This window comes from Sphingobium sp. LSP13-1-1.1, from assembly GCF_040676415.1.
GTDB lineage: Bacteria > Pseudomonadota > Alphaproteobacteria > Sphingomonadales > Sphingomonadaceae > Sphingobium.
Genome location: NZ_JBEGHU010000001.1, coordinates 473155 through 492590, shown reverse-complemented (window position 1 = coordinate 492590; position 19436 = coordinate 473155). Strand labels below are relative to the sequence as shown.

Sequence of the window (19436 nt, the reverse complement as noted above, 5' to 3'; positions counted from 1 at the left end):
GCGGGGAGCGGGCAACAGCGCTGCCGGATATGTTCCCCGCCGGCGGCGCTTTCGTGCTCGGCGGAAGCGGCGGACTGGGTTCGGCGATATGCCAGGCGTTCGCGCAAGCCGGCATACCCGTGGCGTTCAGCTATCGCAGCGATGAGGCGGCTGCCCGGCGGGTAGCGGACATGGTCGAAAGCTATGGCGTACAGGCGAGAATCTACGCCGTGGACGCCCGCGACCGGGCTGTTGTCAACGATGCGTTGAGCAGGGCGGCAGAGGACTTAGAAGGGCTTCACAGCATCATATACGCGGCCGGCCCGTCCTTTTCGCCGGAGTTCTTCGGTCGGACATCAGAGGATATGTGGCGCAGCTGGCTGGAAGGCGATGTCCTGGCGGCGATCCATCTGGCGCAGGAATCGATCGTTCACTTGCGGCGCAGCCGTGGCGCTTTCCTGACTCTGAGCAGCTATCAGGGTGACATGATTGAGGTGCGGGGCGGCACCTCGGCGATATCGAAGGCGGCGCTCGATCGCATGATCGCCGTCATCGCCAAGGAGGAAGGCCGATATGGCGTCCGGGCGAACAGCCTGCGCTGCGGCTGGATTTCCAGCAAGACCAATGATCGGCTTCTGGCGGCGATGCCCGGCCTCGCGGAGAGCAAGCGCAGATCGATTCCGCTGGGACGTCTGGGACTGCCAGAAGAAATAGGCCAGACCGCGCTATTCCTTTGTTCTCGTCTGGCCGGCTTCATCACCGGCCAGACCATCACCGCCGATGGCGGGGAGGCGGTTTAGCTGTAGCGTCCGGCCATGGAAGCGGTCGGTATCAGCAAAATCGCCTGCGAAAGCTGCGCTCCCCCCAGCGACGGTTATTCGGTTCCGCCGCGCGACACAGGAATGAGCGCGCCCGATATGCCGCGCGACGCCGGGGAGGCGAGGAACAGGATCAGGTCCGCGATTGCCGCTGGCTGAACGAATTTCGAAAAATCGGCATCGGGCATGTCGGCGCGATTGGTCGGGGTGTCGATCACGTTGGGCAATACGGCATTGACGGTGCAGGATGTGTCGGCAAGCTCGGCGGCCAGAGCTTCGGTGATCTTGTGGACGGCGGTCTTGGAGGCGGCGTAGGTCGCCATTCCGGCCGCAGCCGATGTCGCGGACATCGATCCGATGTTGATGATCCGGGCATTTGGCCGGTTGCGCAACTGGGGAAGCGCGGCCTTGGTCATGTTGAGGCAGGTCATGGCATTCATGGAGAACATGCGAGACCAGCTTTCCATCGTGCTGTCGGAAAGCGTCTCCCAGGTGAAGCCGCCCGCCACGTTCACGAGGATGTCGGGCGGTCCCATTGTTTCGACGATCGCGTCGATCGTCCGATTGGCGCAATCGGCATCCGCCAGGTCGACGCCGCCAAAATCGACACAGCCCGGCAGAGCGGCGCGAGGCTGCGCATAATCGACGCGGGCAACGCGATCGCCATTGGCAAGCAGGGCGGCGCAGACAGCCTCGCCCAATATCCCGAACGCCCCGGTTACGACGGCAATGCGCGGCAACATTTCTTCCTCCTGGATAAATCTCCGTAAGGCCACGGCCATTGCCGCAATCCTCAATGCTGCACACGTTCAAACGGACGAACCGCGCGGCGCGATCTTCCTGCAATAGGCCTTCCGGCCATCCAGTGGAGCATATATGCTATTGAACGAAACTCAGAGCGCGATCAGGGACGCGGTGCGGGCATTCGCACAGGACCGGATCAGGCCCAACAGCTTCGCATTCGAATCGGCCAAAGCCTATCCCGACAGCCTCTTTGAAGAAATGGCGACCCTGGGCCTGATGGGCATGACCGCGCCCGAAGCCGTGGGCGGGGCAGGGGCCGACTATATATCCTATGCACTGGCGCTGATGGAGATCGCTGCGGCTGACGGCGCTCTCTCGACCATCGTCAGCATCCAGAACAGCCTGATCGTCGCGGGTTTGCTGAAGGACGGCACGCCGGCGCAGCAGGCGCGCTTCCTTCCTGACTTGATCGCCGGCCGCCTGATCGGCGCATTTGCCCTCACGGAGACCGACGCGGGTTCCGATGCGTCGGCGATCCGGACGAGGGCCACGAAGGTGGAGGGCGGCTATGTCCTCAACGGCGGGAAACAGTTCATCACGTCCGGCCGCATCGCCGGTATTGCCATGGTCTATGCCGTGACCGATCCGGCGGCGGGCAAGCGCGGCATCACCGCCTTCGTCGTGCCTACGGACAGCAAGGGATATGCGGTCGACAAGGTCGAACATAAATTGGGCCAGGCCGCGTCCGATACATGCGCGATCCGCTTCGATGATCTGTTCGTGCCCGATGACCTGCGGCTGGGTGCGGAAGGCGCGGGCTATGGCATCGCGCTGGCCAATCTGGAAGCGGGCAGGATAGGGATTGCCGCGCAGTGCATAGGCATGGCGCAGGCTGCTCTCGACATCGCGATCGGCTATGCCAAGGAACGCAAGAGTTTCGGCAAGCCGATCATCGATCATCAGGCCGTCGGTTTCAGGCTGGCCGACCTGGCGGCGAAGCTCGAGGCGGCCAGGCAGCTGGTCCTGCATGCCGCGTCGATGAAAGATGGACATCTGCCATGCCTTGCCGAGGCGTCGATGGCGAAACTGGTCGCGTCGGAGACCGCCGAAACCGTCGTTTCCGGCGCGCTCCAGACCCTGGGCGGCTACGGCTATCTTGAGGAATTCGGCGTCGCAAAAATCTATCGCGATGTCCGCGTATGCCAGATTTACGAGGGAACGTCCGATATTCAGCGGATGGTCATCGCCCGCTCACTCTAGGAGGTACAAAACATGACCGACGACCCCGTCGTGATCCTTGGCTATGCGCGCACGCCGATGGGCGGCTTCCAGGGCGCGTTGTCCGGGATGAAGGCCACGGAACTGGGCGCTGCCGCGATCAGGGCTGCGGTCGAGCGATCCGGCATGGAACGCTCCATGATCGATCGGGTCTATATGGGCTGCGTCCTTCCCGCGGGCCTGGGGCAGGCTCCGGCGCGACAGGCGGCGCTTGGCGCCGGATTGCCCCAGTCAGCGGAGGCGACGACAGTCAACAAGATGTGCGGCTCAGGCATGCAGGCGGTCATCATGGCGGCGGAGGCGCTTGCTTCGGGCGCCGCGGCAGCGATCGTTGCGGGCGGCATGGAAAGCATGAGCAACGCGCCCTATGCGCTGCCAAAACATCGCGCCGGTGCGCGCATCGGTCATGATCGCGTCATTGACACGATGATGATGGACGGCCTTGAGGACGCCTATGCGCCGGGCAAGCCCATGGGCGCCTTTGCGGAGGACGCCGTCCGCGAATATCAGTTTTCGCGTGCCGAGCAGGACGAATATGCGCTGCGTTCGCTCAGCCGCGCGACCGATGCCATCGCAAGCGGCGCTTTCGCGCATGAGATCGAGCCCGTCCGCGTGCCCGGCCGGGGCGGCGACGTCATTGTCGATACGGACGAACAGCCCGGCAAGGCACGGCCCGACAAGATTCCTTCGCTGAAGCCCGCATTTCTGGAAGGCGGGACAATTACCGCCGCCAATGCTTCATCCATTTCGGACGGTGCCGCTGCCCTGTTGCTGACGCGCGACAGTGTCGCGCGTCAGCACGGCCTGCCGGTGATCGCCAGGATCGTCGCGACCGCCGCGCATGCCCACGATCCTGCAAAGTTCACCACGGCCCCGGTCCCGGCGATCCGCAAGCTGCTGGAGAAAACGGGCTGGTCCATCGGGGACGTCGACCTGTTCGAGATCAACGAAGCCTTTGCGGTTGTCGCCATGATCGCCGCCAGGGATCTTTCCATTCCCGCAGACAAGCTGAACGTGAACGGCGGCGCGACTGCCCTCGGCCATCCCATCGGCGCATCGGGTTCCCGCATATTGGCGACGCTGCTCGCAGCATTGCAGAATCGCGGGTTGAAGCGTGGCATAGCTTCATTGTGCATTGGTGGGGGTGAAGCTACCGCGATCGCCGTCGAACTGATGTGACCCGAAGCAGATTGAAGGAGTAGGAATATGGATATCACGAACATGCCGGCGATTGTCACTGGTGGCGCTTCGGGCCTCGGCAATGCGACGGCCCGCATGCTGGCAGCAGCAGGCGCGAAGGTCGCCATTTTCGATCTGAATGAGGAGGTCGGCGAGAAAGCGGCGCAGGAACTGGGCGGCGCCTTCTTCAAGGTCAACGTGGCCGAGGACGAAAGCGTCGCCGAAGGGCTGCGCCGGGCTGCCGAGAAGCATGGCACGGCGCGCATCCTGGTCAATTGCGCGGGCATCGCGCCCGCGGTGAAGACCGTCGGCAAGGAAAATGTGCCGCACGCGCTGGATATCTATCGCCGGACGATCGAAGTGAACCTGATCGGCACCTTCAACATGATCTCGAAATTTGCCGCGCAGCTTGCCGCCGCGGAGGAAATCGAGGGCGAGCGCGGCGTGATCGTCAACACGGCGTCGGTTGCGGCCTTTGACGGGCAGATCGGGCAAGCCGCCTATTCGTCGTCCAAGGGCGGCGTTGTTGGCATGACCCTTCCGGTGGCGCGCGATCTCGCCCAGTTCAAGATCCGCGTGATGACGATTGCCCCCGGCATCTTCCTGACGCCGATGCTGGAAGCCTTTCCGCAGAATGTCCAGGATGCCCTGGGCGCGCAGGTGCCCCATCCCAGCCGGCTCGGCAAACCTTCCGAATATGCGCAGCTCGTCGAAAGCATCATCCGCAATCCGATGCTCAATGGCGAAGTCATCCGGCTGGATGGCGCCATCCGCATGGCCCCGCGATGACCGAGACGCACAATGGCCTGCGGGTCGAGCGGGACGGCGCCGTCATGCGCCTCACACTCGACCGGCCGGCGGTCGGCAACGCCATCGATATCCCGATGGCGCGCGCCTTCATGGATGCGGCCATCCTCTGTGATGAGGAGGACGGCGTGCGATGCGTTTTGATCAGCGGGGCAGGCCGGCTGTTCTGCGCCGGCGGCGATGTGGCCGCATTTCACGGGGCGGGCGATGCGCTGCCATCATTCCTGAAGGAAATTACCGCCTATCTGCATTCGGGCATCGCCCGGCTTGCGCGCATGGACAAGCCGGTCGTGACCGCCATCAATGGTCCCGTGGCGGGTGCGGGCGTCGGCCTTGCCCTTCTGGGCGACATTGTCCTGGCGGAGCCCGCAGCGCACATCACCCTGGCCTACACCGCGATCGGCATGGTGCCCGACGGGGGCACGACCTGGCTTCTTCCTCGGCTGGTCGGCCTGCGAAAGGCGCAGGAAATGATGCTGCGCAACCCCAGGATCTCGGCGGAGAATGCCGCGGCGATGAACCTCATCACCCGCGTGGTCGCGGAAGGAACCCTGGCGACTGAGGCCGATGCCATTGCGCAGGAGCTGAGCAATGCCGCGACGGGCGCGATCGGCGCGACGCGCGCGCTGCTGCTCGATGCCTTCACGCGACCTCTGGAAACCCAGATGGAACTGGAAAGCCGCGCGATCGCCGCCCGCGCCCGGACGTTCGAAGGCCGAGAAGGCATTGCCGCGTTCGTCGAAAAACGTCCGCCGAATTTCCATCAGGAGAATAGTAAATGACCGATGCCTTCATTGTCGCAGCGGCGCGAACCGCAGGAGGGCGCCGAAAGGGTGCCTTGGCGGGCGTGCATCCCGCCGATCTGGGCGGCATGGTGCTGGACGCGTTGGTGGAGCGGTCCGGCATTGATCCCGCCGCGATAGAGGATGTGATCGCCGGATGCGTCAGCCAGGCCGGCGAGCAGTCTTTCGCCCTCGGCCGCAACATGGTGCTGGCGTCCGGCCTGCCCGACAGCGTGCCTGCCGTCACGATCGACCGGCAATGCGGCTCCTCCCAACAGGCGCTGCATTTCGCGGCGCAGGCCGTGATGTCAGGCACGCAGGACCTGCTCATCGCCGCTGGTGTCGAGAGCATGACCCGCGTGCCGATGGGATCGAATTATACGCTGCATGCCCAGGCCGGAATGGGCCAGGGGCCCTGGAGCCGCCGGATCCTGGACCGTTACGGCGTATCCGAATTCAGCCAGTTTCATGGGGCCCAGGCGATAGCCGACAAATATGGCTTCAGTCGGGAGGATATGGATCGCTACGCGCTGGAGAGCCACAGGCGGGCGGCAGACGCGATCAAGGCTGGCCTCTTCCGCGAAGAGATCGTGCCCGTGCATGTCGATGGCACGATTTTCGACACGGATGAAGGCGTGCGCTTCGATGCCTCGCCAGAGGGCATGGCCGGGGTGAAGCCGATCATCGAGGGCGGCGCCATCACGGCGGCGAACGCCAGCCAGATGACCGATGGCGCATCGGGGGTTCTGGTGGCGAGCGCGCAGGCGGTGAAGGACCATGGGTTGACCCCTATTGCGCGTATTCATTCCCTGGCGGTCACTGCCGGGGACCCGGTCATCATGCTGGAGGAACCTATTCCCGCGACGCGCAAGGCCCTGGCCAGGGCAGGCATGAAGCTGGAGGATATCGATCTCTTTGAAGTGAACGAAGCATTTGCTTCCATTCCCATGGCCTGGCTCAAGGCGCTGGGCGCCGATCCCGCGAAACTCAATGCCAGGGGTGGCGCGATTGCGCTGGGCCATCCGCTTGGCGCCAGCGGTACCAAGCTCATGACGACGATGATCCACGCCCTGCGACAGCAGGGCAAGCGGTGGGGCCTTCAAACCATGTGCGAAGGCGGCGGCATGGCCAATGTCACCATCGTGGAGGCGTTGTGATCATGCCCCGGACTTATGAGACCATCCTGGTCGAACGACGCGACGCCGTGACGCTGCTGACATTGAACCGGCCCGATGCGCTGAATGCCCTCAACAGCCAGGTTCTGGCCGACTTCACGGATGCGTTCGCCGAATATGAACAGGATCCCGATCAGAGATGCCTGATCGTGACCGGCAGCGCGAAGGCGTTTGCCGCCGGCGCCGACATCAAGGAAATGGTCGAGAAATCCGCCGCCGATTTCTTCCTCCAGGATTTTTTCGCCGGGTGGCAAAATCATGTCGCCGCGGCGCGCAAGCCATGGTTTGCCGCTGTGGCCGGCTTCGCACTGGGCGGCGGATGCGAACTTGCGATGATGGCGGACTTCATCATTGCGGCCGACACGGCGAAATTCGGACAACCGGAAATCAAGCTGGCCGTGGCGCCTGGCATGGGCGGTTCACAGCGTCTGACACGCGCCGTGGGCAAGGCCAAGGCGATGGACATGTGCCTGACAGGCAGGATGATGGACGCGGCGGAAGCGGAAAGGGCGGGTCTGGTCACCCGTGTCGTGCCCGCCGACCAGCTCATCGACGAAGCGTTCAAGACTGCCGCGGCGATCGCGGCGATGCCGCCCATGGCCGCGATGATCAACAAGGAAATGGTCAATCTCGCCTTCGAGACGACCCTGTCCCAGGCGCTGATTACCGAGCGGCGACTTTTTCAGATCCTGACGGCGACCGAGGACAGGCTGGAAGGCATGCAGGCGTTCGTCGAAAAGCGTGCCGGCAAATGGCGCGGCCGCTGAACGGCAGGGGGTAGGGAGAATATATGCGTACACGTTTCACGGACCTGATCGGCGTTCAATATCCGATCGTGCAGGGCGGCATGATGTGGGTCGGGCGGGCCGAACTCGCCTCGGCGGTGTCGAATGCCGGTGGTTTGGGCATGCTGACGGCGCTGACGCAGCCCACGCCCGACGATCTGCGCCGCGAAATCGATCGGTGCCGGGCCATGACCGACAAGCCGTTCGGCGTGAACCTGACCATCCTGCCGTCCGTGTCCCCGCCCCCCTATGCCGAATATCGCAGGGCGATCATCGACAGCGGCGTGAAGATCGTCGAGACGGCAGGATATAAGCCGCAGGAGCATATAGACGATTTCAAGGGGAACGGGATCAAGGTCATCCACAAATGCACGGCCGTCCGTCACGCATTGTCGGCAGAACGCATGGGAGCGGACGTGATCTCGATCGACGGCTTCGAATGTGCCGGCCATCCGGGGGAGGACGACATTCCGGGCCTCATCCTGATCCCTGCCGCCGCCGACAAGGTCAGGATCCCGATGATCGCGAGCGGTGGTTTCGGCGACGGTCGCGGCCTTGTCGCCGCCCTGGCGCTCGGCGCGGAGGGGATCAACATGGGCACGCGTTTCTGCGCCACCGTGGAGGCGCCGATCCATCCGCGGATCAAGCAGTTCATCGTCGATAATGATGAGCGGTCCACCAATCTGATCTTTCGCAAATTCCACAACACCGGCCGCGTCGCAAAGAACAGCGTGTCCGACGAAGTGGTTTCGATCAGCACGCGCGAAGACGCGGTCTTTGAAGATATCCGTCCCTTGGTATCGGGCGCCAAGGGACGTACCGCACTGGAGACCGGAGACGTCGATGCCGGACTCGTCTGGGCCGGGCAGGTTCAGGGGCTGATCCGCGACATTCCGACCTGCGATGCTCTGATCGCCCGTATCGTCGCAGAGGCCGAAGCGATCATCAGGGACAGGCTCGCCGGTTATCTGCGGCCCTGACCGGCTCTGGCAGGGCGCAGAAGGGGGCGAAGAATCCGGATTGGCTTGGGTCCAATCCGGTTGCCCCCTAGTCTCTCCCTAGGCGTCCTTAAGCAAGCCCGCGACCATCGGCGCGATCTTGCCGACGATGATGGTCACCCCGGCGGGATTGGGGTGGATCGAATCGGCCTGCATCAGCTTCGGATCACCGATCACGCCATCCAGGAAGAAGGGGTAGAGCGGCAGGTCGTAATCCTTCGCCAGCCGGGGATAGATGGCATCGAACTTCGCGCCATAATCCTTGCCCATATTGGGCGCGGCCATCATGCCGGTCAGCAGCACAGGAATATGCCGCTGCTTGAGCTGGTCCAATATGGCGCGCAGATTCTTCTCGCTGTCCTCCGGCGGCAAGCCGCGCAGCATGTCGTTGCCGCCCAGGTCGAGCAGCAGCAGGTCGGGCTTGCGCGGCAGCCCGTCCAGCGTGAAGGCAAGGCGCTGCATGCCGCCCAGGGATGTTTCACCGGACACGCCCGCATTGTGGACCTGAACCGCCAGCCCCCCGGCTTTCAGCGCCTGTTCGAGGCGGAAGGGAAAGCTCTCATTCTGGGCCACGCCATAGCCGGCATAGAGGCTGTCTCCGAAGGCGACGAGCAGCTTGCCGTCGGCAACCGGGGCAGCGGTGTTCCGGACCTCCGCCGTCTGTGCCGTGCCTTGGTTTCCCGTGGGCTGACCCGAACAGGCGGTGAGCAATTGCACAATCGCCATGGCGCCCACATATATCGACCATCTTCCCGCCTTCATGGGGTTCCTTTCGCTGATGCACGGCTCGTCCACCCATGTCCATATTGCGATTGAAGCGCGCAATGTCACCCTTTCGCTCGGCACCCGCGAAGCGCCGACCCTGATCTTGAAGGGCGTGGACCTGTCCATTCCCCAGGGCGAAAGCCTGGCGATCCTGGGACCGTCAGGGTCGGGCAAGTCGTCGTTGATGGCGATCCTGTCCGGGCTGGAGCGTGCCAGCGGCGGCGAGGTACGGGTTGCCGGGATCGATTATGGCCCGCTGGATGAAGACGCGCTGGCGCGGGCGAGGCGCGGGCGCGTGGGCATCGTGTTGCAGAGCTTCCACCTGCTGCCGACGATGACGGCGGTGGAAAATGTCGCCGTGCCGCTGGAACTGGCGGGATTCACGAGCGCCTTCCCTCGCGCGGCGAGCGAATTGGAGGCTGTGGGGCTGGGGCACCGGCTGCATCACTATCCGGCCCAGCTTTCCGGCGGCGAGCAGCAGCGGGTGGCCATCGCCCGCGCCGTCGCGCCGGCGCCGGACATCATCTTCGCCGATGAACCGACCGGCAATCTGGATGGTGTGACCAGCGCCGCCATCGTCGACCTGCTGTTTGCCCGGCGGGCGGCGAACGGCGCCACGCTGGTGATCATCACCCATGATCCGGCGCTGGCGGAGCGGTGCGACCGCATCGTGGAGATGCGCGACGGGCGCATCGTCGCGGATCGGCGCCCATGACGGATTTGGGTTGGGGCGCCTGCTGGCGGATAGCGCGACGCGACCTGCATCGCGGTTTCCGGGGATTGCGGTTGCTGTTCGTCTGCCTGTTTCTGGGCGTGGCGACGCTGGCGACGATCGGCGGCCTGACCGCCGCGATCACCGGCGAGATCGCGAGCAAGGGACAGCTGCTGCTGGGTGGCGACATTGAGGTGGCGATGTCGCAACGCGAGGCGAGCAGGGCGGAGAAGGCGGCCTTCCGGCGTGACGGGGTGGTGAGCGAAACGATCAGGCTGCGCGCCATGGCGCAGCGCGCGGGAGCGCAACGGGCGGAAGGCGCGGGCCCGTCCGCCGTGCTGACCGAACTCAAGGGCGTGGACGCGGCCTATCCTCTTTACGGCGCGCTGATGCTGAAAGGCGGACGGGCCGGGCCGATGCGCGCCGGTGAACTGGTCATCGGACAGGCGCTGGCCGACCGGCTGGACGTTAGGCCGGGCGACCGCCTGCGCTATGGCACGGCGACCTTCCGCATCCGCGACATCATCTCGGACGAGCCGGACCGGGTGGGGGAGGGCTTCACCCTGGGGCCGGTCGCGCTGACGTCGATGGAGGGCATCAGGCGCACTGGACTGATCCAGCCGGGCAGCCTGTATGAGAGCAAATATCGCATCCGCATGGCGCCCGGCGGCGATGCCGGCGCCGCGGCCGACAGGTTGAAGCGCGTCTTCCCCTCTGCCGGGTTCGAGATCAAGGATCGCGACGGCGCGGCGCCGGGAACCAACCGTTTCCTGGAACGGATGGGGCAATTCCTGTCGCTGATCGGACTTGCCGCGCTCGCTATAGCCGGGATCGGCGTCGGCAATGGTGTCGCGTCCTATCTGGCGATCAAACGGGACGGCATTGCAACGTTGAAGATCCTGGGCGCATCGTCCACCGACATCGCCCGCATCTACCTGATGCAGGTGGGCGCGGTTGCGCTGCTTGCCATCGCGTGCGGACTGGCGACGGGCATTGTGCTGCCGCTGGCGCTGACAACGGCGATGCGGGACATATTGCCGGTGCAGCCCGGTTTTGCCGTAGCGCCCTGGCCTTTGATCAGCAGCGCGCTTTACGGGTTGCTGATCGCCTTCATCTTCACCGTTCCGCCGCTGGCGCGAGCGCGGACCCTGCCGGCTGCCGCCCTGTTCCGGGATGTGGTGGACCGGCGGCGCGGCCTGGATCGCGCGAGCATGGTTGCGGTTGGCGCGGCGGGGGCTGCGCTCGTTGCGCTGGCCCTCGGCACGGCGAAGGAGCCGTGGTTCGCGGCGGCGATGCTGGGCGCGGTCGCCGCCGTGCTGATGCTGCTGACCGGCATCGGGCTGCTGGTGCGGCGGATCGCCCGCCGCCTGCCCTCGCCACGCCGCCCGCTGGCACGGCTGGCCGTCGCCAATCTGCACAGGCCGGGCGCGCAGACTTCAGCGCTGGTGGTGGCGCTGGGCCTGGGCCTGACGCTGTTCGTGACGCTGGCGGCGATCCAGTCGAGCCTCAGCGCGGAGATACGCAACACCGTTCCCCGGACCGCACCCGACCAGTTCGTGCTCGACATTCCGATCGCGGCCAGGGATCGGTTCCTGACGCTGGTCGGCAAGGAGGCGCCCGGCGCCAGGGTCAACATGGTGCCGACATTGAGAGGGACCATCGTCGCCTATGGCGGACGGCGGGTCGCGGACCTCAAGCAGTTGCCGGAGGGCGCCTGGTTCCTGCGCGGTGAGCGCGGCGTCACCTATAGCGAGACCTTGCCGGAGGGTTCAGAGCTGGTGAAGGGCGAATGGTGGCCGCGCGATTATGCCGGGTCGCCGCTTGTCTCGCTGGACCGTCAGGCGGCGGAGGTGATGGGCGTCGGCATTGGCGACATGCTCACCGTCTCGGTGCTGGGGCGCGAGATAGAGGCGCGCATCGCCTCCCTGCGGCAGGTCAATTGGCAGACGATGGGTTTCAATTACATCATGGTCTTCTCGCCCCATACACTGCAAAGCTCACCGCACAGCCTGTCCGCGACGATCACGATGAAGGGCGGATCGCAAGGCGTGATGACGCGCGCCTTGCTGGCGGCCTTCCCCTCCATATCCATCATCGCGGTGAGCGAGGTGGTGACGCAGGTCACTCTCCTGTTGGGACAGATGTCGGCGGCTATCGTGCTGGCGGGATCGGTCGCGATCCTGGCGGGGATCGCCGTGCTGATCGGCGCCATCGCGGCTTCGCGTCAGGCGCGCGCCTATGATGGCGTGATCTTGAAGACGCTGGGCGCGACGCGCTGGCAGATATTGGGCGCACAGGGGATCGAATATGCGCTGCTGGCCGGGACCGTGGCTCTGCTGGCCCTGGCGCTGGGCCTGGCGGCGGGGTGGTTCGTGATCGTGCGGGTATTCGACTTCCACTGGGCGCCGGACTGGTTGCTGATACTCTCCACGCTGGGCGCGGGCGCAATGCTGACGCTGGGCATCGGGTTGCTGGGATCGATCCCGCTGATGTCGGTGCGGCCGGCAAGAGCGCTGCGGGCGCTGTGAGCTTTGGGTCCGGGTACAGCCGCCGCTCCAGCCCCGTGATCGTTCCTCCCTGCCACGGGGTCTTCACAGGGTGGCGAGGCTCCGGGCCAGATCAACCTGCCTGAAGGGCTTGGTCAGCCGCGGCAGCCCTGGTGAGATGCCGGCATTCTCCGCATAGCCCGAAATCAGCAGGGCGCGGATTTCGGGCTTCAGCGCTCGCGCCTGTTCGATAAGGTCGGTGCCGGTGGTGCCCGGCATCAGATGGTCGGTGACCAGTATGTCGATGTCCGTATCGGTCTTCATGATCGCCAGCGCATGTTCGGCCGAACTCGCCTCGAGCACGTCATAGCCCAGTTCGCGCAGCATGTGCACGGTGCTTGCGCGCACCAGATCCTCGTCATCGACCACCAGAGCGGTCCCATGATCGAGCTTGACCGGATCGACGTCGGGACCGGCGATATTCCTGGTCGCCGCGCTCTCGCTGGTCGGCAGCCACAGGCTGACCGTCGTGCCCTGGCCAACGGTGCTGTCGATGGTCAGGCCGCCGCCCAGCTGCGCGGCGAGGCCGTGCACCATCGACAGGCCAAGGCCGGTCCCCTGGCCCACGCCCTTGGTCGTGAAAAAGGGTTCGATCGCCTTTTCGGCGGTCCGCTGATCCATGCCGACGCCCGTATCCTTCACCGACAGCCTGACATATCTTCCTTCCCTGAAGCGGCTGTCGGCGGCGATGCTGTCGCAGCTTACCTCTATGCGAAGCTGCCCCCCATCGGGCATGGCGTCGCGCGCATTCACCGTAAGATTCAGCAAAGCCATCTCGATCTGGTTGGCGTCGGCATGGGCCGCCGGCAGATCGTCCGCCACCGCCAGTTCGACCTGCACGCGCGGGCCGGACGTGCTGACGATCAGGTCGCGCATGTCCCGCACCAGCTCGCCTATGTCGATGGCGGTGGGCTGCAAAGGCTGCCGGCGCGCGAAGGCCAGCAGCCTTTGCACCAGCATCTTCGCCCGGTCGGCCGATTGCAGCGCCCCCTCGATCAGTCGCCGCTCCCGCTCCGTGCCCAGTCCTCGCCGGTGGAGCAGGTCGAGGCTGCCCACGATCGGCGTCAACAGATTGTTGAAGTCATGGGCGACTCCGCCGGTAAGCTGGCCCATGGATTCCAGCTTCTGCGACTGGCGCAGTGCCTCCTGCGCCAGTTCCAGCTCATGCGAGCGCTGCTGCACGCGCTCTTCCAATGTCTCGTTGAGCGCGCGCAACCGCTCTTCGCTCCGCCGCACGGCGGCCTCCATGCGGCGCCGTTCGGTGATGTCGTTGAACAGCACGGCGACAACGGGTGCCTTGGGGTCGCCCACGCGGAATGCGTAGACATCGTACCAATAGCCCCCTAACGCGTCCGCCCCGTCCTCGAAACGTACGGCCTCTCCGGTGCGGGCGACCCGGCCGTAAATGTCGAACCAATGCTGTTCGTGATCGGGCACCAGCGAGCGCATCCTCTTGCCCACCGCGTCGTTTAGGCCGGTCTGGCGCGCAAAGGCGGGATTGGTTTCGATAAAGAGATAGTCGACGGGCTTTCCCGCCTCGTCGAAGATCATCTCTATGATGCAGAAGCCCGCTTCGATCGAATTGAAGAGGGAACGATATTTCTCCGCGCCGCGATGCAGTTCCTCCAGCCGCGCACGGGCATCATATTGCCGGCGCCGGCCGCGCAATGCCGATCGGGCAAGGCTGATCAGCGTGGTGGGGTGAAAGGGTCTCTCCAGGAAATTGACGTTGCCCAGCACCTCCAGATAGCGCGCCGCCGATGGGTTGCGCTCCAGCCCGCCGCCGCGGCGGGTCAGCAGGATGAACGGGAAATCCGACCATTTGGGCTGGTTCTGCAACCAGCCGACCAGGGGATGCAGGTCGCGATTGTGCAACGCCTCCTCCGTCACCAGCGCGAAGCCGGCGCCATTGTCGATGCCGCTCAACAATGCGCAAAGATCCTGGCAGATCTGGGTCCGCAATCCCGCCTCGGCCAGCACCGAGGCCGCAATGTCGGCGTCACGCCCGACCGGAGCGAGAATGAGCGCCCGTTCGGACAGATGCGGTATCACGCCTTGTCGTCTTCCAGCAGCGCGGGCGCACTGCCGACGAAATGCGGAACCCCGCGCAGCACGCCCTGAAAGCCCACCAGCGGTTCGCCCAGACGGATGCCGTAGGAGCCGATGCGAAATTCGCGGATCGTGTCCTCATGCGACCCGGTGCGCTTCTTGATGATCGACATGGCGCGGCGCACACGTCCCAGCGCTTCGAAATAGCGCAGCAGGATGACCGTGTCGGCCAGATAGGTGACATCGACTGGCGTCTTCATGTCGCCCACCAGCCCGTGCTGCGCGACCGTCAGGAAGGTCGTCGCCCCCTGCCGGTTGAGATATTGCAGCAGCTCGTGCATGTGCAGCACGAGCGCATTTTCCTCCGGCATGGCGGACTGATAGCCGTTCAGGCTGTCGAGGACGACGGTCATCACCCCATGTCGTTCCACGCAATTGCGCACGCGTTGGGAGAATTCGCCGGGGGACAGTTCAGCCGCGTCCACCTGCTCGACGATCAGGTCGCCGCTTTCGACCATGGACCGCATGTCGATGCCAAGGCCGAGCGCGCGGTCGAAGAGCAGGCTCAGCTCCTCGTCGAAGACGAACATCGCCGCCTTTTCCCCCCGCGCGACCGCTGCCGTGACGAAGGTGAGGGCGAGCAGCGACTTGCCCGTGCCCGCCGGGCCGAGGACGAGTACGCTCGAACCGCGTTCTATCCCGCCGCCCAGCAGGGCATCGAGCTCGCCGGAATCGCTTTTCAACATGTCCCGGCGGAAGCTGGTCTTGTGCTCAGCCGACACCAGCCGGGGAAAGACGCGGACGCCGCCCTGCGCAATGACGAAATCATGGAAGCCGCCGCGAAAATGCCGACCGCGATATTTGATGACGCGCAACCGACGGCGTTCCGGGCCATAGCCGGGGGACAGTTCCTCCAGCCGGATGACGCCATGGGCGACGCTGTGCACGGTCTTGTCGGAAACCTCCGCCGTCAGGTCGTCCAGCATCAGCACGGTCGCATTCTGCTTGGAGAAGAAATGCTTGAGCGCGAGGATCTGGCGGCGGTAGCGCAGCGAGCTTTGCGCCAGCAGCCGGATTTCCGACAGGCTGTCCAGCACGACGCGGTCGGGTCGGATCCGTTCGAACGCTTCGAAGATCCGGCGGGTCGTTTCGCCCAGTTCCAGGTCCGATGAATAGAGCAGGCTTTGCCGCTGCTGTTCATCCAGCAGGCTTTCGGGCGGCACCAGCTCGAACAGGTCCACCCCTTCCAGCGTCCAGCCGTGGGATGCGGCGCTGTCGCGCATTTCATCCTCTGTTTCGGACAAGGTGATGTAAAGGCAACGTTCGCCATGCCGCGCGCCTTCGATCAGGAACTGCATCGCGATGGTGGTCTTGCCCGTACCTGGACTGCCTTCCAGCAGGAAGACGCGCCCGCGGGTCAGTCCGCCCGAAAGGATGTCGTCAAAGCCATCCACGCCGGAAAGAGCCTGTTCGGTCGAATGGGTCTTCACGTCATCTCCTTTCAGATCAGGAGCATCGGCGATTATCACGGGACGCGGCGGCCCTGAATGCGTTGCAGATTGATTTCGATCAAGTCGATCCGTCCGAATCCTCTCATCCGCCGGGCGTGCCGCTCTCCATCTCGCCGATCTGCTCTCGCGCCTCCGATGCTGCGCGAATAAGTTCATGCCCCGTCTCGTCCGCGGCGTCGGGCGTCATGCTGATCGCGACCCCGTCAGGGCCGTCCAGCATCACCTGTCCTTCCTCGGCATAGGCCTTGCCGGATTCATCAAATACGCCGTCGCGGGGCATGCACCATCCTCTTCCTGTTCGGCAGTTCAGGACGCTTCGCAGGCGGATGTTGTTCCCTCAACCGCCTATGAACAGATAGGATGGATCATAATCGCAAAGCCGCCGCAGCGCGGCGAGATCGAAGATCGTGACCTTGCCGCGTTGCATCTGGAGCAGTTTTCGTTCCCTCAATTCGCGCAGCATCCGGTTGATGTGCACCGATGTCATGCCGCAGGCCTCGCCCAGATCGGCCTGCGTCAGCGGCAGGGTGAACCGGCACCCGTCGCTCAGGCCCACCGCGCGCAGCTTCGCTTCCATCTCGCAGAAGAAATGGCCGATCCGCGCCACGGCGTCGAGCCTGCCAAGGCGGAATATCCACTCCCTGTGCATGGCTGCGTCCAGCAGGGTGCTGAACCACAAAAGCTTGGTCAGATTGGGCCGTTCGGGCAGCAGGCGGTCGAGTGTTTCATGCGGCACCAGAGCGATCCTGCAGGCGCCGAGTGTCGCGACATCATGGTCGAGCCGCCTGAGCGGATAGCCATGCAGGTCGACGAAATCGCCGGGTACATGGACGGCGACGAGTTGGCGCAGGCCATTCCTGTCGTCCATATAGCGGCAGATGAAGCCGTCCATCAGATAGGTGCTGCAGGAGATCGGCTCGCCGGCCTGGGCAATGATCTGTCGCGCATGGGTTTTCCGGACCTGGCTCACGCTGGCCTCCAGCGCCGCGAGATCCTGGTCCGATAACTGCTCGCGGCGACGATTGCGAAGGAAGTCGGCGAAGATCATCCGGCATGTCCCAAGGCATGAGGTCGGCCTCAAGACTTAACAGCAGCCAATGTCGGCGGCCAGCTTCTTCTCTTGCGAACAATGGCTCGCTCTAGCAGCGCGCCGCGGCGTACCGCTATCGGTGAGGGAAGAAGGCGCTAGAGCGTTTTCACTATGAGCGGAAACGCTCTGGTCCTTTGATGCCGCATTTTCCGAACCGTCGACCGTAAAGGGTCAACTTGAAAATGCTCTAAAAAGGCTCGTTGAGCCGCTTCAGCGCGCCTTCGAGCATCTGCGCGTGAACCTGGGGATCGCCATGTTCAAGTTGCAGCTTGCCCAGGGCGATGCTGGTTTCGATCACATCGCGGCAACGATCGAACCGCCGTTCCTGATAGGCGTGGAGTGCGGTTTCGACATCGTCGGTCCGCGCCAGTTCCTCGGCCAGGACGATGCCGCTCTCCACCGCCATGCCCGCTCCCGATGCAAGGTGCGGCGTGGTGGCGTGGACAGCGTCCCCCACCAGCACAATGCGGCCGCTGAACCAGTCCCTGGGCTGCAATGCAGCGGCGAGCGGGCGGTAGTTGATCCAGTCGTCGCTGGTCATGTTGTCGCGGATCCACCCTGCATTGCCGCCGAAATCATGCAGCAGGCCGGTGAGCGTCACGAACAGTTCCTCTTTGTCCATGAACCTGTCCCGCTCCATATGGGGCGTCAGCATCCACATGTAGACGCGGTCGGGCGCGCAGGCCGTGATGCCGCAGGGATTGGCGTGGCCAAGGAAGAATTCGCCCATCTGCAGTTCGGGTGGTTTGCGGATCGAAATGCGCCAGCACCCCTGGCCGGTCATCTTCGCCGGTCCCATGTGCGGGAAGGCGATGTCTCGCACGGCGGAAAATATGCTGTCCGCGCCCACGACCAGATCATAGCGGCCCTCGCTCCCGTCGGAGAAGCGGACATTGACCCCACTGCCGTCGTTCTCAAGCGCCGTCACCGTCAGCCCGAGGCGGACCGGGATGCCAAGCTCACCCACGCGCTTTTGCATGATCTGGTGCAGCACCGGACGCATGATACCGCCGGTCGCGGGCAGCCCTTCCTCGATCACTGGTTCGTCGAGATCGAGGATATGCGTTCCGTCATAGCGGAACAGGCGCGTCTTGCTGGTGATCGCTCCCTTCTGCTTGATCTGGTCGAGCAGGCCGAGGCGCTTGTAGGCGCGCAAAGTGGGGCCGGTGATCGTGATCCCCGCGCCATAGACGCGCCAGTCGGGATCCAGATCGATCAGCTCTGCCTTCACGCCGCGTTCGGCAAGGCTGATCGCGCTTGCCATTCCGCCGATACCCCCGCCCACGACAAGCGCCGTTGCGATGCTTTTGATTGCCGCTTCAGTCATGCCCTCTGCATGAACGGAGCATGGGCAACAGGCAAATTGGAACAATGGATAGGAACCCATCCACGCGAACGGTGCGAGAGGGAGGTTGAAGGTGCAAGGGCACCCTTCTCCGCCACGGTCGGCAAATGACCCGCGTCCAATCCTACCAGGCGGTCGCCCCGGCATCGACCGAAAAGTCGGCCCCGGTGACGTAGCGCGCCTCGTTGCTGGCAAGCCAGGTGGCGCACCAGCCGATGTCGGAGGGCTCTCCGATCAACTTGAGCATGTTCTTGGACAGCACGATGTCGAGGAATTCGGGATGCGCGTCGAGATGGCGCCCGGTTGCTTCGGTCCGGATAAAACCGGGGGCGATGGTGTTGGCGCGGATGTTGTGTGGGGCGCCTTCCATCGCCAACTGGCGCGTCATGGCCAGGACTCCGCCCTTGCCGGCGCAATGGGCGAGGGCGGGCGAGCCTTCGAGCGCCTTCCACGCATTTGCGCTGGCGAAGTTGATCACGCTCGCCGCCCCGCTGGCCTTGAGCCATGGCCAGGCCGCACGGGTGGGAAGAAAGACGATGTCCAGTTCGGCGTCGAGCGTCTTCCTCCAGTCTGCATAGGTCAGGTCCTCGATCCAGGCGAAGACGGCAAAGGCCGCCGCGTTGAGGAGGATGTCTACCTTGCCGAATTCCGACCCGATATCGGCGAACAGCGCGTTGGTTGCCGCTTCGTCGAGAAGGTTGCAGGCGCGATCGGCATCTTTAAGATCGACGCCGATCACCGTCGCGCCTTCCGCGGCGAAGATTTCCGCGCAACCCTTGCCGATGCCGTTGCCGGCGCCCGTGACCACGGCCACCTTGCCTGCCAGACGGTTTGCCAATGTCCTCTCCCTCGATCTGTTCCGCGCCCGTGACG

The 19436-nt window shown here is 64.5% G+C and carries 18 protein-coding genes; 10 read left to right on the top strand and 8 right to left on the bottom strand.

What is annotated here, in order from left to right; translation table 11 throughout:
• Positions 1 to 29: 29 nt before the first annotated feature.
• Positions 30 to 779 carry an SDR family NAD(P)-dependent oxidoreductase gene (locus tag MRBLSP13_RS02075; RefSeq protein WP_363752369.1) on the top strand — a complete coding sequence of 250 codons (750 nt, stop codon included), beginning with the start codon at positions 30 to 32 and terminating at the stop codon, positions 777 to 779.
• A 74-nt stretch (positions 780 to 853) separates the two neighbouring features.
• Here the strand turns inward: MRBLSP13_RS02075 and MRBLSP13_RS02070 are convergent, their stop codons facing one another.
• Positions 854 to 1540 carry an SDR family NAD(P)-dependent oxidoreductase gene (locus tag MRBLSP13_RS02070; protein WP_363752367.1) on the bottom strand — a complete coding sequence of 229 codons (687 nt, stop codon included), beginning with the start codon at positions 1538 to 1540 and terminating at the stop codon, positions 854 to 856.
• A 133-nt stretch (positions 1541 to 1673) separates the two neighbouring features.
• On the opposite strand from MRBLSP13_RS02070, the gene MRBLSP13_RS02065 reads away from it, so the two are divergent.
• The 7 genes from MRBLSP13_RS02065 to MRBLSP13_RS02035 are packed head-to-tail and all read left to right on the top strand — an operon-like array spanning position 1674 to position 8527.
• Entirely contained in the window at positions 1674 to 2801 is a 1128-nt protein-coding gene (locus MRBLSP13_RS02065) for an acyl-CoA dehydrogenase family protein (protein ID WP_363736409.1), read from the top strand.
• A gap of 12 nt (positions 2802 to 2813) precedes the next feature.
• The gene (locus MRBLSP13_RS02060; protein ID WP_363752364.1) at positions 2814 to 3998 is read left to right on the top strand and encodes a thiolase family protein; all 1185 of its coding nucleotides are present in this window, start codon (positions 2814 to 2816) and stop codon (positions 3996 to 3998) included.
• Between the two features lie 27 nt (positions 3999 to 4025).
• The gene (locus MRBLSP13_RS02055; RefSeq protein ID WP_363752361.1) at positions 4026 to 4787 is read left to right on the top strand and encodes a 3-hydroxyacyl-CoA dehydrogenase; all 762 of its coding nucleotides are present in this window, start codon (positions 4026 to 4028) and stop codon (positions 4785 to 4787) included.
• Positions 4784 to 5587 (top strand): enoyl-CoA hydratase/isomerase family protein, encoded by an 804-nt coding sequence (locus MRBLSP13_RS02050; RefSeq protein WP_363736405.1) that lies wholly within the window; start codon positions 4784 to 4786, stop codon positions 5585 to 5587. The genes MRBLSP13_RS02055 and MRBLSP13_RS02050 overlap by 4 nt, the downstream gene beginning before the upstream one ends.
• The gene (locus MRBLSP13_RS02045; RefSeq protein WP_363752358.1) at positions 5584 to 6744 is read left to right on the top strand and encodes an acetyl-CoA C-acetyltransferase; all 1161 of its coding nucleotides are present in this window, start codon (positions 5584 to 5586) and stop codon (positions 6742 to 6744) included. Before MRBLSP13_RS02050 ends, MRBLSP13_RS02045 begins: the two co-directional genes overlap by 4 nt.
• Before the next feature lie 2 nt (positions 6745 to 6746).
• Positions 6747 to 7529 carry an enoyl-CoA hydratase-related protein gene (locus MRBLSP13_RS02040; protein ID WP_363736402.1) on the top strand — a complete coding sequence of 261 codons (783 nt, stop codon included), beginning with the start codon at positions 6747 to 6749 and terminating at the stop codon, positions 7527 to 7529.
• A gap of 23 nt (positions 7530 to 7552) precedes the next feature.
• Positions 7553 to 8527 carry an NAD(P)H-dependent flavin oxidoreductase gene (locus tag MRBLSP13_RS02035; protein WP_363736400.1) on the top strand — a complete coding sequence of 325 codons (975 nt, stop codon included), beginning with the start codon at positions 7553 to 7555 and terminating at the stop codon, positions 8525 to 8527.
• A 78-nt stretch (positions 8528 to 8605) separates the two neighbouring features.
• On the opposite strand, the gene MRBLSP13_RS02030 is transcribed toward MRBLSP13_RS02035, so the two are convergent.
• Complete coding sequence (locus MRBLSP13_RS02030; RefSeq protein WP_363752355.1) at positions 8606 to 9307, bottom strand: arylesterase; 702 nt, start codon at positions 9305 to 9307, stop codon at positions 8606 to 8608.
• Between MRBLSP13_RS02030 and MRBLSP13_RS02025 the strand changes: the two genes are divergently transcribed.
• Entirely contained in the window at positions 9306 to 10025 is a 720-nt protein-coding gene (locus MRBLSP13_RS02025) for an ABC transporter ATP-binding protein (protein WP_414714646.1), read from the top strand. The two genes, MRBLSP13_RS02030 and MRBLSP13_RS02025, sit on opposite strands and share 2 nt — an antisense overlap.
• Positions 10022 to 12550 (top strand): ABC transporter permease, encoded by a 2529-nt coding sequence (locus MRBLSP13_RS02020; RefSeq protein WP_363752352.1) that lies wholly within the window; start codon positions 10022 to 10024, stop codon positions 12548 to 12550. The genes MRBLSP13_RS02025 and MRBLSP13_RS02020 overlap by 4 nt, the downstream gene beginning before the upstream one ends.
• Positions 12551 to 12613: 63 nt before the next feature.
• Here the strand turns inward: MRBLSP13_RS02020 and MRBLSP13_RS02015 are convergent, their stop codons facing one another.
• The 6 genes from MRBLSP13_RS02015 to MRBLSP13_RS01990 all read right to left on the bottom strand — a co-directional run bounded on the left by MRBLSP13_RS02015 (position 12614) and on the right by MRBLSP13_RS01990 (position 19401).
• Positions 12614 to 14620 carry a hybrid sensor histidine kinase/response regulator gene (locus MRBLSP13_RS02015; RefSeq protein WP_363752348.1) on the bottom strand — a complete coding sequence of 669 codons (2007 nt, stop codon included), beginning with the start codon at positions 14618 to 14620 and terminating at the stop codon, positions 12614 to 12616.
• The gene (locus MRBLSP13_RS02010) at positions 14617 to 16107 is read right to left on the bottom strand and encodes an ATPase domain-containing protein (protein WP_363752345.1); all 1491 of its coding nucleotides are present in this window, start codon (positions 16105 to 16107) and stop codon (positions 14617 to 14619) included. The genes MRBLSP13_RS02015 and MRBLSP13_RS02010 overlap by 4 nt, the downstream gene beginning before the upstream one ends.
• Positions 16108 to 16210: 103 nt before the next feature.
• Positions 16211 to 16408, bottom strand: a complete 198-nt coding sequence (locus MRBLSP13_RS02005) for a hypothetical protein (protein ID WP_363752342.1) — start codon at positions 16406 to 16408, stop codon at positions 16211 to 16213.
• A gap of 57 nt (positions 16409 to 16465) precedes the next feature.
• The gene (locus tag MRBLSP13_RS02000) at positions 16466 to 17176 is read right to left on the bottom strand and encodes a Crp/Fnr family transcriptional regulator (RefSeq protein WP_363752339.1); all 711 of its coding nucleotides are present in this window, start codon (positions 17174 to 17176) and stop codon (positions 16466 to 16468) included.
• Positions 17177 to 17405: 229 nt separating this feature from the next.
• Positions 17406 to 18545 carry an FAD-dependent monooxygenase gene (locus MRBLSP13_RS01995; RefSeq protein ID WP_363736390.1) on the bottom strand — a complete coding sequence of 380 codons (1140 nt, stop codon included), beginning with the start codon at positions 18543 to 18545 and terminating at the stop codon, positions 17406 to 17408.
• Positions 18546 to 18687: 142 nt separating this feature from the next.
• Positions 18688 to 19401 carry an SDR family NAD(P)-dependent oxidoreductase gene (locus MRBLSP13_RS01990; RefSeq protein WP_363736389.1) on the bottom strand — a complete coding sequence of 238 codons (714 nt, stop codon included), beginning with the start codon at positions 19399 to 19401 and terminating at the stop codon, positions 18688 to 18690.
• Between the last annotated feature and the right edge of the window lie 35 nt (positions 19402 to 19436).

Excerpts from the sequence above, each read along its gene's own strand:
- MRBLSP13_RS02075 (WP_363752369.1), top strand. The coding sequence starts at position 30 with ATGTTCCCCGCCGGCGGCGCTTTCGTGCTCGGCGGAAGCGGCGGACTG.
- MRBLSP13_RS02070 (WP_363752367.1), bottom strand. The coding sequence starts at position 1,540 with ATGTTGCCGCGCATTGCCGTCGTAACCGGGGCGTTCGGGATATTGGGC.
- MRBLSP13_RS02065 (WP_363736409.1), top strand. The coding sequence starts at position 1,674 with ATGCTATTGAACGAAACTCAGAGCGCGATCAGGGACGCGGTGCGGGCA.
- MRBLSP13_RS02060 (WP_363752364.1), top strand. The coding sequence starts at position 2,814 with ATGACCGACGACCCCGTCGTGATCCTTGGCTATGCGCGCACGCCGATG.
- MRBLSP13_RS02055 (WP_363752361.1), top strand. The coding sequence starts at position 4,026 with ATGGATATCACGAACATGCCGGCGATTGTCACTGGTGGCGCTTCGGGC.
- MRBLSP13_RS02050 (WP_363736405.1), top strand. The coding sequence starts at position 4,784 with ATGACCGAGACGCACAATGGCCTGCGGGTCGAGCGGGACGGCGCCGTC.
- MRBLSP13_RS02045 (WP_363752358.1), top strand. The coding sequence starts at position 5,584 with ATGACCGATGCCTTCATTGTCGCAGCGGCGCGAACCGCAGGAGGGCGC.
- MRBLSP13_RS02040 (WP_363736402.1), top strand. The coding sequence starts at position 6,747 with ATGCCCCGGACTTATGAGACCATCCTGGTCGAACGACGCGACGCCGTG.
- MRBLSP13_RS02035 (WP_363736400.1), top strand. The coding sequence starts at position 7,553 with ATGCGTACACGTTTCACGGACCTGATCGGCGTTCAATATCCGATCGTG.
- MRBLSP13_RS02025 (WP_414714646.1), top strand. The coding sequence starts at position 9,306 with ATGGGGTTCCTTTCGCTGATGCACGGCTCGTCCACCCATGTCCATATT.
- MRBLSP13_RS02030 (WP_363752355.1), bottom strand. The coding sequence starts at position 9,307 with ATGAAGGCGGGAAGATGGTCGATATATGTGGGCGCCATGGCGATTGTG.
- MRBLSP13_RS02020 (WP_363752352.1), top strand. The coding sequence starts at position 10,022 with ATGACGGATTTGGGTTGGGGCGCCTGCTGGCGGATAGCGCGACGCGAC.
- MRBLSP13_RS02005 (WP_363752342.1), bottom strand. The coding sequence starts at position 16,408 with ATGCCCCGCGACGGCGTATTTGATGAATCCGGCAAGGCCTATGCCGAG.
- MRBLSP13_RS02000 (WP_363752339.1), bottom strand. The coding sequence starts at position 17,176 with ATGATCTTCGCCGACTTCCTTCGCAATCGTCGCCGCGAGCAGTTATCG.
- MRBLSP13_RS01995 (WP_363736390.1), bottom strand. The coding sequence starts at position 18,545 with ATGACTGAAGCGGCAATCAAAAGCATCGCAACGGCGCTTGTCGTGGGC.